Origin of the sequence: Virgibacillus salexigens (genome assembly GCF_000723585.1) — a bacterium.
GTDB classification, from domain to species: domain Bacteria; phylum Bacillota; class Bacilli; order Bacillales; family Amphibacillaceae; genus Virgibacillus; species Virgibacillus salexigens.
In genome coordinates, this window is record NZ_CCDP010000001.1 from 786,859 (window position 1) to 800,634 (window position 13,776).

Annotated in this window: 13 protein-coding genes; 9 read left to right on the top strand and 4 right to left on the bottom strand. The window is 37.5% G+C overall.

Annotation, left to right across the window (positions count from 1 at the left end):
• Positions 1 to 534: 534 nt before the first annotated feature.
• Complete coding sequence (locus tag BN990_RS03660) at positions 535 to 1,287, bottom strand: hypothetical protein (RefSeq protein WP_038242478.1); 753 nt, start codon at positions 1,285 to 1,287, stop codon at positions 535 to 537.
• 560 nt (positions 1,288 to 1,847) lie between these two features.
• Here BN990_RS03660 and BN990_RS03665 point away from each other — a divergent pair.
• From BN990_RS03665 to BN990_RS03690, 6 genes are all read left to right on the top strand, one after another.
• Positions 1,848 to 2,261: an acyl-CoA thioesterase gene (locus BN990_RS03665; protein WP_038242480.1), complete on the top strand. Its 414-nt coding sequence runs from the start codon at positions 1,848 to 1,850 to the stop codon at positions 2,259 to 2,261.
• A gap of 117 nt (positions 2,262 to 2,378) precedes the next feature.
• Positions 2,379 to 3,242 carry a branched-chain amino acid ABC transporter permease gene (locus BN990_RS03670; RefSeq protein WP_021289622.1) on the top strand — a complete coding sequence of 288 codons (864 nt, stop codon included), beginning with the start codon at positions 2,379 to 2,381 and terminating at the stop codon, positions 3,240 to 3,242.
• Complete coding sequence (locus BN990_RS03675; protein WP_021289621.1) at positions 3,243 to 4,226, top strand: branched-chain amino acid ABC transporter permease; 984 nt, start codon at positions 3,243 to 3,245, stop codon at positions 4,224 to 4,226.
• A gap of 13 nt (positions 4,227 to 4,239) precedes the next feature.
• On the top strand, positions 4,240 to 5,004 hold the full coding sequence (locus tag BN990_RS03680) for an ABC transporter ATP-binding protein (RefSeq protein WP_021289620.1): 765 nt from the start codon (positions 4,240 to 4,242) through the stop codon (positions 5,002 to 5,004).
• On the top strand, positions 4,997 to 5,704 hold the full coding sequence (locus BN990_RS03685; RefSeq protein ID WP_021289619.1) for an ABC transporter ATP-binding protein: 708 nt from the start codon (positions 4,997 to 4,999) through the stop codon (positions 5,702 to 5,704). The genes BN990_RS03680 and BN990_RS03685 overlap by 8 nt, the downstream gene beginning before the upstream one ends.
• A 28-nt stretch (positions 5,705 to 5,732) precedes the next feature.
• Positions 5,733 to 6,920: an ABC transporter substrate-binding protein gene (locus tag BN990_RS03690; RefSeq protein WP_021289618.1), complete on the top strand. Its 1,188-nt coding sequence runs from the start codon at positions 5,733 to 5,735 to the stop codon at positions 6,918 to 6,920.
• 199 nt (positions 6,921 to 7,119) lie between these two features.
• On the opposite strand, the gene BN990_RS03695 is transcribed toward BN990_RS03690, so the two are convergent.
• The 3 genes from BN990_RS03695 to BN990_RS03705 all read right to left on the bottom strand — a co-directional run bounded on the left by BN990_RS03695 (position 7,120) and on the right by BN990_RS03705 (position 10,475).
• The gene (locus BN990_RS03695) at positions 7,120 to 7,521 is read right to left on the bottom strand and encodes a secondary thiamine-phosphate synthase enzyme YjbQ (RefSeq protein WP_031335137.1); all 402 of its coding nucleotides are present in this window, start codon (positions 7,519 to 7,521) and stop codon (positions 7,120 to 7,122) included.
• Positions 7,522 to 7,590: 69 nt separating this feature from the next.
• Positions 7,591 to 9,201 (bottom strand): glycoside hydrolase family 43 protein, encoded by a 1,611-nt coding sequence (locus tag BN990_RS03700; protein ID WP_021289616.1) that lies wholly within the window; start codon positions 9,199 to 9,201, stop codon positions 7,591 to 7,593.
• Positions 9,202 to 9,284: 83 nt separating this feature from the next.
• Positions 9,285 to 10,475, bottom strand: a complete 1,191-nt coding sequence (locus BN990_RS03705; RefSeq protein ID WP_038242484.1) for an ROK family protein — start codon at positions 10,473 to 10,475, stop codon at positions 9,285 to 9,287.
• Between the two features lie 191 nt (positions 10,476 to 10,666).
• Between BN990_RS03705 and BN990_RS03710 the strand changes: the two genes are divergently transcribed.
• From BN990_RS03710 to BN990_RS03720, 3 genes are all read left to right on the top strand, one after another.
• Complete coding sequence (locus BN990_RS03710) at positions 10,667 to 11,965, top strand: extracellular solute-binding protein (protein WP_038242486.1); 1,299 nt, start codon at positions 10,667 to 10,669, stop codon at positions 11,963 to 11,965.
• 79 nt (positions 11,966 to 12,044) lie between these two features.
• Positions 12,045 to 12,923, top strand: a complete 879-nt coding sequence (locus BN990_RS03715) for a carbohydrate ABC transporter permease (RefSeq protein ID WP_031335135.1) — start codon at positions 12,045 to 12,047, stop codon at positions 12,921 to 12,923.
• A 13-nt stretch (positions 12,924 to 12,936) separates the two neighbouring features.
• Complete coding sequence (locus BN990_RS03720; protein WP_021289612.1) at positions 12,937 to 13,758, top strand: carbohydrate ABC transporter permease; 822 nt, start codon at positions 12,937 to 12,939, stop codon at positions 13,756 to 13,758.
• Positions 13,759 to 13,776 lie beyond the last annotated feature (18 nt).

Genomic DNA, 13,776 nt, shown 5'->3' on the forward strand with positions numbered 1-13,776 from the left:
TGGCTAAAGTCAGGAGAGCCTTAAGTCGGGAGAACACCGCCCGAAATCGGGAGAGACTCACGTAAAGTCGATAGAGAAGGTATCCAGGTCTGACGAAACTTTTCCCCCATCGCATACACAAACTTCTGTTTTTACAAGTATTTGTAACTTTCTTAATGGAAATCTCAATTAAGTTTCATAATAATAGTAACTATAGGAACTTTAAATTTTTAAACAAATTAAGGTTAAGAAATATACTGTATTTTAGCTTATTCATCTTCTTGTATTGGATATTGTAGTTAGGGTAGAAATATTTGAACGTACTTTTTAATACAAACTACTCATTATTTGAGCAATCAAAAAACCAATGGATATTTTTTACCATTGGTTTTTTGATGAGGATGAGAGTATTATGAAAATAATAAGCTTCCTGTTGATATAGAGAAAATAACCCATACAGCTAAAACTGCAATTAAACCTATAACCAAAACAGTTATTATTTTGGGCAATCTGCTTCTCTTATTTTCCAAAACACTCCTCCTCCGTCTTATTTAATTATCTAAAGTACCCTGTGACATTACTTCTATTATCAACTCTTATTTGGCATTTGCCATCATCATAAGTCCAAACACCCTTCCAAATTATTGCTACAGTTGTGTTTGAATTTGAATAAGCATAGGTACTTCCATATCTATCCACTTTCCCCGAATAGGAAATGCGATTAACTGTAAAGTTTCTTGTTACTCGATGATCAGATCCTAATATCCCAGTGATTCTGCCACCATATCCAGTTCTAGTGTAATCTAAAGTGGAAGTATTTTCAAGTACCTTTATGCCAAACAATGTGACATATTTTTTGTACCAAGCAGAACGGTGCTCGTTTATGGTTGCTATTGGTTCTTTTTCTGCAACCGGTTTATCGGACAGGTTCTCTACAATAGCAATATCATTGTTAACGCTACTTGTATTAACGGTTTCTCCATTTATTTGTTCTTCTTTCGTAGCAACATCTAAATTACTACTCCCTGGAGATTTATATTCTTTCATCACTTCTGACATCAATTCTTCGTCACTTATATAAGAAACAAATTTATTTTGTTCACTTTCATCTAACTTCACATACTTATCGTATTGTTCTTGCAGTGTTTCACGCTCAACACCACTTGTATCACTAATTTGTTGTAATAGTTGCGACTCAAACTCCTGCTTAAGTTGACCCACGCCACTTTTCTCTGCTGCAAACATATTTGTACTAAATACTGAGAAGAAAATTAATGCAGTAACCAACATTACCAATAACTTTTTCATTATTATATTCCTCCCTATGCTTTTTGTGTTACAAATAGCTTGTCAACTCTCTGATATGTTTTCAAAGGGTTTTTTAGTGTAGATAAGTAATCACCGACCCTCCTCCAATAATTGTAATAATATCACTACATTAGTAATGATTCAATATATTTACAATATTAAGTTAAATAGGAAAATTAGTTCATGTAAATACCCTAAAAATCATACAAAAAACTCAGGTCATTACTGAGTCTTTAGTGTTTTTTTGCCCCTAATCACTGAGGGAGTTAGGTTTTTGTTATTGCCTTTCTTTTCATTGAATAAGAAAATATGTAAATTTAATGTTCATCCTTCATTTCTGGTGATGTTAAATTAGAGATCTTGTTAACTATAAGAAGTTCCCGTCAAATAAAAGTTTCAAAAATACATTGAAAAGCGAACAGATTTTGCTATAATAATATTAAATATTCAGAACATACCGAGTAGTTAGTATGTTAACGAAGTGCTGAAAACTATGAAGCGGTATAGGATCCTTTTAAATGTAAGCGGATTCAAAAAAGTTGGAGCGAGGAGTGTTTTAGTTGGATTATCTACATGAGATAGATATTTATGTTCGTTTTAGTGAGACTGATGCAGCTGGTCATGTCAATAATGTTAGCTACTTTTTCTATTTTGAAGAGGCTCGAACGAAGTTTTTTGAAATTGTTTGTCCTAAAAGAAGCGATGCCTTGAATTTTATTTTGGCATCCATTTCGTGTGATTATATTTCCCAAGCATATGCTGGGCAGGAGTTAAAGCTGTATACATACGTCACGAATGTAGGAGGGAAAAGCTTTACTATTGGACATAGGCTAACCGATAAGGCAACAGGAATAGATATTGCAAAGGCTACAGCAATAACCGTGTGCTTTAATTATGCTGAGCAAAAAACAATCGAAATTCCAGATCAGCTAAGGCAGAACTTAACATCTTATTCGCAAGGAATGCCAAAGTAATCGATTCAAAAATAGGAGGGGTTCTACATTGTAACTACTATAAACGCTTAATAAAAATGACAGGAGTTTGTCAGGCCACAAACTAGTATGGAAAATTTAGAAGTAAGGGGAGTTGGCATGGATATATTTATTCAGCAGCTGTTTAATGGATTAACAATTGGAAGTGTCTATAGTTTGGTAGCTCTGGGATTAACTCTGGTTTATGGCATTTTACACATACCAAACTTTGCTCATGGTGCGCTTTACATGCTCGGTGGGTACGTCACGTTAACGATGATGGTTTATTTAGGGGTGAATTATTGGATATCCATCCTCATTTCCATTATAACAATTGGAATACTGAGTGTACTTATGGATCGACTTGTCTTTCATCCATTACGAAAGTCCACCCCCATTCAGCATAAAGTTGCTGCAATCGGAATGCTGCTTTTTCTGGAAGCACTTGCCCAGTTAATTTGGGGTGCTGATTATCGGCAAATGCCCACGCCATACGGGCAAGTTATTCAATTTGCTGATGTAACATTGACTGTTCAGCGGTTAATTATCGTCGTAGCCGCAATTGCGGTTATGATTTTACTTTATCTGTTTTTAAAGAAAACATTTATGGGAGCTTCAATACTGGCAATGGCTCAAAATCGTGAAGGAGCTTCGTTAGTGGGAATTAACACCAACAAAGTAGCAGTTATAACTTTTTTTATAGCTGGGACACTAGCGGCAATCGGTGCCTCACTTACTTCCCCAATTAACCTCGTATTTCCTGGGATGGGGCATTTAGTTATTTTAAAAGCCTTTGTCATTATCATCATTGGTGGTATGGGCAGTATTCCTGGCGCCATCTTAGGCGGTTATATTTTAGGTTTCAGTGAAAGTATAGGAGCGACTTATATCTCTAGTGACTACAAAGATATTATTGCCTTTGTCTTATTAATCGTTATTCTCTCCATCAAACCACAAGGTATTTTTGCGAAAGGGGGCGTATAAATGGCAGTGGTCAATAAGAAAGGGCTCTTATTTGTCTTGATCTTGCTTGCTATTATCTTTCCTTTAATCGTACCGAACCAATACTATATTCATATTTTGACATTAGCTTTTATTTGGACAATTGCCGTTTATGGTTTAAATCTACTTTCTGGATATACTGGCTATCTTTCCTTAGCACATGCAGGCTTCTTTGCTATAGGAGCATATTCACTTGGATTACTTACTGTAAAAGTCGAATTGAATTATTGGTTGGCATTTATGCTTTCACCCATCATTACATGCATTATTGGTGTAATGATTGGACTTATCGCACTTCGCACCAAAGAACATTTCTTCGCAATTTACACCTTATGTGTTGGCTACATTATCTATTTAATCATTGATAAATGGGACTCGTTAACTGGAGGAGTTCGGGGGTTAATAGGCATACCTGCTCCAGCTGATATCGGTTTTATTTCTCTTTCTACACCACTTTCCCAATACTATTTTGTTTTCACCATTCTACTTCTTGTCATTTTTACCGTATACCGAATCGTCCATTCCCTTACAGGAAGATCCTTTACAGCTATTCGAAACAGTGAGCCTTTAGCACAATCACTTGGTATATCACCAATGCGAAACAAACTCACTTCGTTTGTATTGTCTACTTTTTATGCAGGACTAGCGGGAGCGCTCTATGCAAGTTTTATTCGATTTATCGGACCGGAAATCGCCTATACAACCATCACTTTTGATTTATTAACCTATATGATTGTCGGCGGAATTGGGACATTATCCGGTCCGTTGATAGGAACATTATTAATTGTTTGGTTATCTCAGAATTTACAATTTCTGCAGGATTATCGTATGTTGATTTTTGGTCCGCTGCTTACGTTAATCATTATCTTTGCTCCTGGAGGAATTTCCGGTACGTTTTTACAATGGAGGGCACGACGAAAGGAAAAGCAGCGAATAAACATGACCACAATGAAAAAACAAGCGTAGGAGGGAATGCATCATGTATTTTGAAACAAGGGAGTTATCCAAAGAATTTGGAGGTCTAACTGCAGTCAAAGAGGTCGATTTTGCTATTGAAAAAGGGAAGATCAATGCCATTATCGGGCCTAACGGGGCAGGCAAATCTACATTTTTTAATCTCATCACTGGTCTGCATCGTCCGAGTTCTGGAGAAGTGTTCTTTAAAGACCAAGAGATTTCCCATTTATCCTCAAATAAAATAGCAGAACTTGGCATAGCAAGAACGTTTCAAACAACGAATTTATTTGAACGTGCAACGGTATTTGATAATGTCATTGTGGGCCACAGACTGCGAACAAAAACAAATTTGTTGGATGCAATTTTACGAACGAAACGTTGCAAACAAGAAGAAGAACAATGCAAAGAAAAAGCATGGGAAGTTTTGCAAGCAACAGGGTTAACCCATGTGGCTACAAAAATAGTAACGAATATCTCCCAAGAGGAAAAAAAGCGAGTTGCCATTGCCTTAGCTTTAGCAACCGATCCAGAAGTGCTTTTCCTCGACGAGCCTACTGCTGGGATTAATCCAGATGAAACTAATGGATTAGCAGGATTAATTACTGAATTGGCACAAATGGGCATTACGATTTGCTTAATTGAACACAAAATGAAAATGATTATGCAGATGGCAGACAAAATCATGGTACTCAATTATGGAGAAAAAATTGCTGAAGGGGCACCTGAAGAGATCAATAAAAATGAAGAAGTTATCCGTGCCTATTTGGGAGGGGAAGCGAGTGCTTAAATTAGTAAATCTTACCGTTAAGTATGGAAACTTTGAGGCGTTACATCGAGTGAATCTGGAAGTAGACCATGGTGAAATTGTTGTTTTACTTGGTGCAAATGGGGCAGGAAAGAGTACTACCTTCCAAACAATTAGTGGCTTAAATAAGCCTGTTTCCGGGCATATCATGTTAAATGGTCAGTCAATAGCTGGAAAGTCACCAGACAAAATAGTAAAGATGGGGATTGTCCAGTGTGCGGAGGATCGAAAGCTATTTCAACAAATGACCGTACAAGAAAATCTTATGTTAGGAGGATACGTTCATAGAGGCAAGAAAAGTAGATTAAGAGCAACCCTTCAAGAGGTGTTTGAGTTATTTCCTATTCTTTATGAAAAGCGAAGTAATCCTGCCGGTTCACTTAGTGGCGGCCAACAGCAAATGCTGGCAATTGGCAGAGCACTAATGGCCAAACCAGAATTTATGCTGTTAGATGAACCTTCTATTGGCTTAGCTCCTTTAATCGTAGAGCAAATGTTTAAAAGCATTCAACAAATCAATCAGGAGGGGACAACGATTCTACTAGCTGAGCAAAATGCAAATGCAGCTCTAAGCATCGCGGATAAGGGGTATGTTTATGAAAGCGGTAAGGTTGTTGTCCAAGGGAGTGCAGAAGAATTGCTGGCCAATGAGGAAGTAAGGAAGGCATATGTAGGAGCTTAGTAGTTAATTGAAAAAAGGAGGGAATCAAATGAAAGGTAAAATTATAAGAATGCTATTGGTTGGTTTTATCATTGTATTTCTATCAGCATGTATTGATTCAGCAGGAAAAACCAGTAATGATAAAGAAGAAGCAACTGGTGGAGAGAACGTTGTGAATATTGGTTATAGCGGGCCATTAAGTGGGGCAGCTGCTTATTACGGGGAAAATACATTAAATGGCCTAGAAATGGCTGTGGAAGAAATTAACGAACAAGGATTTGAAGTAGATGGAAAAACGTATAAGCTAAATTTAATTGCTTATGATGACAAGTACTTACCAAATGAGACTGCTGCAAATGCACGTCGACTCGTTCAAGAGGATGATACACCAGTTGTGTTCACACCACACAGTGGGGGAATCGCTGCATTACAAGTATTTAATGAACAAGAGAACTTTCTGATTGGCGCATATTCGAGTGAACCAGCGATTACCGAAGCAGGGAATGAGTTAACGGTACGCATTCCCCCAAGTTATGATGGTTACTTAGAGCCATTTACTAATTATGCTATGGAGAACTTCGGTAACAAATTAGCTGCACTACCACCAGTCACACAATATGGGAAGGACTGGGCAGAAGCAATTAAACCATATTGGGAAAAAGCAGGTGGCGAAGTGGTGCATGAATCCGCGATTGATTTCTCGAAAGACACGGATTTCTTTACTTTCTTAACGAATGCACTTGAATCAAATCCGGATGTTTTATTTATTGGGGGCCCTTCTGAACCTACAGCAAAAGTGGCTCAACAAGCAAGAGATTTAGGGTTCGAAGGTGGTTTTATTGTAATGGATCAGGCAAAGCTAGATGAAATGAAAAATGTCACTGGCTCATACGAACCATTAGAAGGTTCGATTGGCACGATTCCATTGATCAACGCCAATTATCCAGGAACAGAGGAATTCGTGAAAAAGTATCAGGAAAAATATAACAAAGATCCTGGTTCAGAGGCAGGCTTCCACTATTTATCCATGTATATCTTTGTAGAAGCAATGAAAGCAGCTGGTAATGTAGAAGATGCAACTGTGATTAGAGAACATATTCAAGATGGTCTAGAATCATTACCAGAAGAAAAGAAAGTGTATGAGATTGAAAAGATAGATGAAAATGGTGGGTTTGAGATTAATACGCAATATGGTGCAGTTGAAGGCGGCAAAGTAGTTCCAGTATCTGGCGATTAATCAGAAGGGCTGGACATAGCGTACCTTGTTTGAGATTTCCGTTTATTATTTTATCTAAATTGTTTGTCTCGATCTCCTAATAAATAGGGAGAACCGATATCAGGTTCTCCCCCTAAGCTTGTAGAAAAACGTTTAGCTACAAGCTTTTTATTGGTAATAAATTGTTTTGCACGGAAATCGTCCGATCGTCCTCGTGATGTTAAGCTTGAATGATTTTCGCATGGAAATTCCGATGACGTGGGCCATCAAATTCACAGAAATAAACGCCTTGCCACGTTCCAAGTACAAGCTTCCCATCTCGAATAATTAATGTTTGTGCATGCCCCATGGTACTTGTCTTTAAGTGAGCTGCAGTATTCCCTTCAAAATGTTTGTCCTTCCGATGTTCCCATGGGTAAATCTCGTCCAATCGCATTAACATATCTGTTTTTACATCAGGATCTGCATTTTCATTAACCGTAATCCCTGCCGTTGTATGCATCGACTGCACAACTAAGATCCCATCTTCTATGTTCGCTTCACGAATCCAATTTTCCAATTGAGCGGTAATATCGAGCATATCCGAATGTTTTTCCGTCCGAATAGAAAATGTTTGATTCAAAACCCTCACCCTTTCTCCTGCTCTTATAATAATTATAACTTGAAAACAAGGAAGGATGAAAGGAAAGGATTAGCATTTGGCGGTATAGCTGAAATAATCAAAGTCTGCATAGTTATACTGTCCAGAGGTATCCTGACACTGCATGCCGACAAATGCACCTGTAAAGAAACCACCACCATGAATATAATCATCCGATAGTTTATAGGAAGGTAGCTTTACTGGTATTTTTGTCCAAGTTTCACCGTCTAGCGAATAAGCATATTCATAAACGGTTGTATTTACATCTACGCGTAAATATACATACTGTATATCATCTGGAATGGAAATTCTATTGTCTCCTAGTGGCTGGGTCAATGAGAAGTTATCGCAGATGGTTAAATCTAGAATTCTACCTTTTATTTCATTCCATGTAATTTGCAAGGCAGTCCAATTCTTCGTATTATAATAGTTTACTAATCCAGCTGCTTGTTGGAACGTCTCAGGTTGAAAGGATACTTTTGTTTCTGCAGTGAAATTAAAATGCTGCCAACGGCGTGCAATAAAACCTTGCGTGAATTTAGAAGTTAATGATTCTCTGCCATAAATGCGCAGGTGGCCAGGGTTGTCATTCAGAGAAACAATGTCTTCTCCCAATGGAATGCGTAAGGATTGAAACTGGTGATTTAGCACCTTTTCATTAAAATCTTCATTTCCTTCCATATCATTATCCCATTGTACTTCCTTCATATTCGGACCTTCGATTTCAAGAAAGGGTTGGTTGCCGCCAACAATATACGGCCAATCGTTTTGCCATTTCATTCGCTGGATGGCAGTTTCCCTTCCAAGTGGGCAATAACCTCTTGGATCTAATAAAGGCTTATTTTCCTGAGGCAATGGACGACCTGTTAAATGGACCAAAAACCACTCATCCGTATGGGTATGAACAATAGAGGCATGCCCAGCCTTTTGAAGAGGATTTCTCGGGTAAGGAAAGGAAGTAATTAATGGATTATCTGGATGTACTTCATATGGACCATTTATCTGTGTTGAACGTGCAATGGTTGCTTGATGATCAAATCTGGTTCCGCCTTCTGCTGTTAAAAGATAGTAATAATTATTTTTTCTATACAAATGGGGAGCTTCAGTAAGCCTAACATCGGTTCCCTTAAAGATGACTTCTTTTTTGCCGATGAGTTTTTCCTTAACCGGATCATATTCTTGCAGGACAATCCCATAGAAATTATGATTGCCATCACGATGGTCCCATACCATATTGACAAAGTATTTTCTGCCATCCTCATCGTGGAAAAGAGATGGATCAAACCCTGAGCTGTTCATATGTATTGGGTCAGACCACTCCCCGTCAATCGTATCACAGGTGACCAAGTAATTATGGCAATCCTTCCAGTTTCCATCGACAACTTTTACATCGGTATAGATAAGCCAGAACTTATTATCACTGAATGATAAAGCTGGGGCCCAAACCCCACCTGAATCTGGGTTTCCCATCATGTTTAATTGACTTAAACGATTCAAGGGTCTTGCAACCAGTCGCCAATTCTTTAAATCCTTTGAATGGTAAATACCTACTCCAGGGAACCATTCAAAGGTAGAGACGGCAATATAATAGTCTTCACCCGCACGACAGATACATGGATCTGGGTTAAAACCTGTTAAGATAGGGTTCTTAATCCTGTTCATGAAAAATATCTCCTTTATAAAGTTTTATTAGAATCCGCTTTCATAAAAATATCTGAAATATGTGATGATGTCTTAAGACATCATCACATATTTTGCAGTAAATCATTTCTAAAGAAATTCTCTACGGAAAATGCAGCAACACCTAAGGCTGTTGAATGCGTGGAAAGTTCAGAATAATTAATCTGAAAACCTTTTTGTTGAAACCATAGAGTTTGATTAATCATTCGATTTTTTAAAGGTTGATCCAACCATTTACTTGCAGCAGCCATTCGATTCCCGATAATTACCTGCTCGGGGTTAAAGGTATTGATAATATTATTTATCCCTACTCCTAAATAATCGCCAATTTGTTCGAATAGCTGGATAGCTTCTTTATCCTCGTTTTCTGCTAAGCTTGTTAAACCTTCCAGCGAAATATCTTCCCCTGGTTTTGCAACTATATTACGTCCCTCTGCTCGTTTAACTAAAGCTCTTTCAGAGGCATATAATTCCCAACAACCTTGGTTTCCACAACGACATGGTAACCCGTCCACTTGAATGGTCATATGTCCTAATTCACCAGAAAAACCATTGTTCCCTTTATAGAGTTTACCATTTAATATTAGTCCGACTCCTATCCCTATTCCTACACTGATATAAATAATATTTGAAAAGCTTTTCCCTACACCGAACTTCTGCTCTCCATATGCTCCAGCATTTGCTTCATTTTCTACAATGACTGGCAGATCATATTTGTTTTCTACTATTTCTTTTAAATGTATATTTTTCCAATCTAAATTCGGTGCTAAAAGAATATTTCCATCTTTATTAACGGCACCTGGTACGCCTATCCCTATTCCTATAATGCCGTAGGGGCTTTCTGGAGTTGATGCAATTAAAGTGTCTATGATGTGGAATAGGTTTGTTAGAATCTCCTCGTATCCTAAATCTTTAAACTTCATAACTTCCTCATGGCAAATGTTTCCTTTTAAATCAGTTAATACGCCAAGTAAGTAATTGACTCCTAAGTCAATGCCAATTGAATATCCCGCTTTTTCATTAAATAATAGCATAACGGGCCTTCGACCACCGCTTGATTGTCCAGGTCCTGATTCATTAAGTAACGCTTCATCCAGTAATTCACTTACTAGAGAGGACACAGTGCCTTTGTTCAAACCAGTTACGTTTGAAACATCAGCTCGTGAAATGGGGGAACGATCTTTAATTGTCTCCAATACGAGTGATTTGTTTTCTTTTTTAACTACATGTTGATTAAATGTTTTTGTCATTCTCATCGATAACGTCATCTCTTTCATTAATTTGTCAGTAACGATGCATAGAACTAAGCAGCTCTCTGTTTCCAGTGTACCATAAATTTAACAAAAATAAACTTTGTTTATTCAGTAGACAAACGATGTTTTGCATGATATTCTTATTTCGTAAGTAAATTGCAACTTTTTAAAAAATAAGGGGCGGGGGTTTGTTTATGTTTAAAAAGAAAGCGATTACATTCTTGTTGTCAGTTTTCATGCTGCTTACCCTAGCAGTTGGATGTTCTGATGCAGATGAAGGGCAGGCTAGCTCTGAAGATGGTAAAACAGTAAAATTTATGCATTTATGGCCAGAGGGTAGTTCTGCTCAGCATAATAAAATTGTAAGCGAAATCATTAACGATTTTGAAAGTGAAAATCCTGATGTAACTATTGATTTAGAAGTCTTGAGTAATGAGCAATACAAAGACAAGTTAAAAGTGCTTTCGACATCGAATGAATTGCCTGATGTCGGGATGACGTGGGCAGCAGGATTTCTTGAACCCTATGTTGATGGTGAATTATTTGCGCCTTTAGATGATTTGGTAGAAGGTGAACTGAAAGATCGATTTGTATCGGGTACAGCTGAAGCATATGCTGTGGATGGCACTACATATGGATTGCCATTGGAATTAAACATTGCAACTGTATTTTATAATAAAGCAATTTTTGAAGCATATGGCCTAGAAGCGCCAAAAACATATGAAGAATTCCAACAAATTGTTAAAACGTTAAACGATAATGGTGTAGCACCAGTTGCCTTAGGTAATAAAGATCGATGGACAGGTTCTTTATGGTATATGTACTTGGCTGATCGAATTGGTGGTTCTGATCTATTAACAAATGCGATAAATCGGTCAGCTTCATTTGATGACCCTGACTTAGTACAAGCAGCTAAGGAAGTACAAAATTTAGTAGACATGAATACATTCGTAAAAGGATTTAATGGACTTTCCGATGAAGAAGCAAAGAGTATGTTTATGAACGAACAAGCAGCTATGTATTTAATTGCAACTTGGGATCTGCCTAATTACACGACCAATGAGGATGTGCCACAAGAATTCAGAGACTCTGTCGGGTACTTTAATTTCCCAACTGTTGATGGAAATGGCGATATGAATAGCTTTGTTGGCGGACCAGGTGTCGGTCTATTTGTATCCGAAAACTCAGAAGTAAAACAAGAGGCAAAAGATTTTGCGTCCTTCTTTGTACAAGAATGGGGAGAGAAGTCAGTAACAGAAGCAGGAGTTATTCCAGCAACAAAAGTGGATGCCGGATCGCTTGATCTCCCACAAATGTATGTGGATGTATTAAATGATTTGAATCAGGCAAGTAATCTTACGCTATTTGCAGATGTCCAAATGAGTGCGGATGTAGCGCAGGTGCATCTGGATATGATTCAGTCCTTATTCGGTAAAGAAGTAGCACCGGAGGATTTCACTAAGCAGCATGAAGACGCGCTGTCTAACGAATAGGGAGATCACCTGATTAATGATGAAAAGGACCATCCCAAAAGGATGTCCTTTTCAACTTCTCAATATGGAGTTGAATGTAATGAATAAAGTAATGTCAAATAAATGGGTGATTACCATCTATATACTTCCGGCTCTCTTATTAGTCGGGGTTCTCATATTTATTCCACTTCTGCTTTCGGGCTACTATGGCTTGATGGATTGGAATGGAATTAGTGCCATGGAATTCATTGGGCTGGAGAATTATATTACAGCAATTCAGGATGTGAAGTTTTGGGAAAGTGCATGGCATTCTTTATTATTAGCGCTGTTTTCAACACTTAGCTTGGTAGGATATCTCGCCATATCAGTCATACTAGCCTCCAGGATAAAAGGATCTGATTTATTAAGAAAGATTTATCTAGTACCAATGTTGCTATCATCTGTAGCGATTGCTCAGCTCTGGATTAAAGTATTTAATCCAACGAATGGCATGTTAAATAGTGTGTTAATGACAATTGGGTTTGAAAATCCACCAGCTTGGTTAGCTGAACCCTCTATTGTATTATTTGCTATTTTCGTTCCTATTTTATGGCAGTATGCTGGTTTTTATATTCTTATTTATTATGCAGCGTTAAAAAATATCCCCGAAACGATTATAGAAGCAGCTAGAATTGATGGAGCGACCCCACTTCAGATTGCGTTCCGAATTAAAGTACCATTAATTATGACGGTGATTAAAGTAACAATTGTGCTGGCAATTGTCGGTTCATTAAAGTACTTTGATTTGATCTATGTCATGACAGGTGGAGGTCCAAATGGTGCAAGTGAGGTTATGGCCTCGTATATGTATAAACTAGCCTTCTCGAGTAACGATTTCGGTTATGGAAGTGCTATTGGATTTTTATTACTTATTATTACCTTGATTGTCACGATTATTATTAGAAAAGCTACTGCTACCAAAGAAGAAATTCAATACTAAAAGGAGGGATAACATGCAACGTATTGGATATGTCATCTTATATATCGCATTGGCACTTGTTGCTTTATTTCAGGTATTTCCTATTATCTGGCTTTTTATGTTCTCCTTAAAAGATAATCAAGAAATCTTTTCAGGATCACCGTTTGCATTACCAGCAGAATTCAGATGGGAAAATTACGTAACCGTATGGGAAGGGGGGATAGGAGGTTACTTTTGGAATAGTATCTGGATAACGGGGGTAGCGATTATCCTAACTGTACTGTTTGCAAGCATGGCGACATTTGCAATCACTCGCATGCAATGGAAATGGAATAAGCTTGTTTTAGGTTTATTTATGGTAGGTTTAATGATACCTATACATTCAAGCATTATCCCGTTGTTTAATATGTTTTTAAATGTAAATTTAATCGATAATCCGTGGTCGATTGTTATTACGTATACTGCTTATAATCTGCCTATTACGATAATGATTCTATTAGGTTTCTATTATACATTACCACGGGAAATCGAAGAAGCAGCCATTATTGACGGATGTTCCATCCATCGAATGTTTTTTAGAATTATTCTCCCCATGACAACGCCAATAATGTCAACAACGGTAATTATTAATATGATCTATAATTGGAACGAATTTGTTTTCGTCAATACATTCATTAGTTCGGATGAATACAAGACGTTAACAGTAGGTATTCAGAACTTCATTGGCCAGTATATGACAGATTGGGGAGCGATTGGAGCGACGTTAATTATTAGTTTTCTTCCTATTCTACTAGCCTTTCTATTCTTCAGTAATAAAGTAGTAGAAGGAATCTCATCTAGTGCTGTAAAAGGGTAAGATAGCACCCTAGTTTAT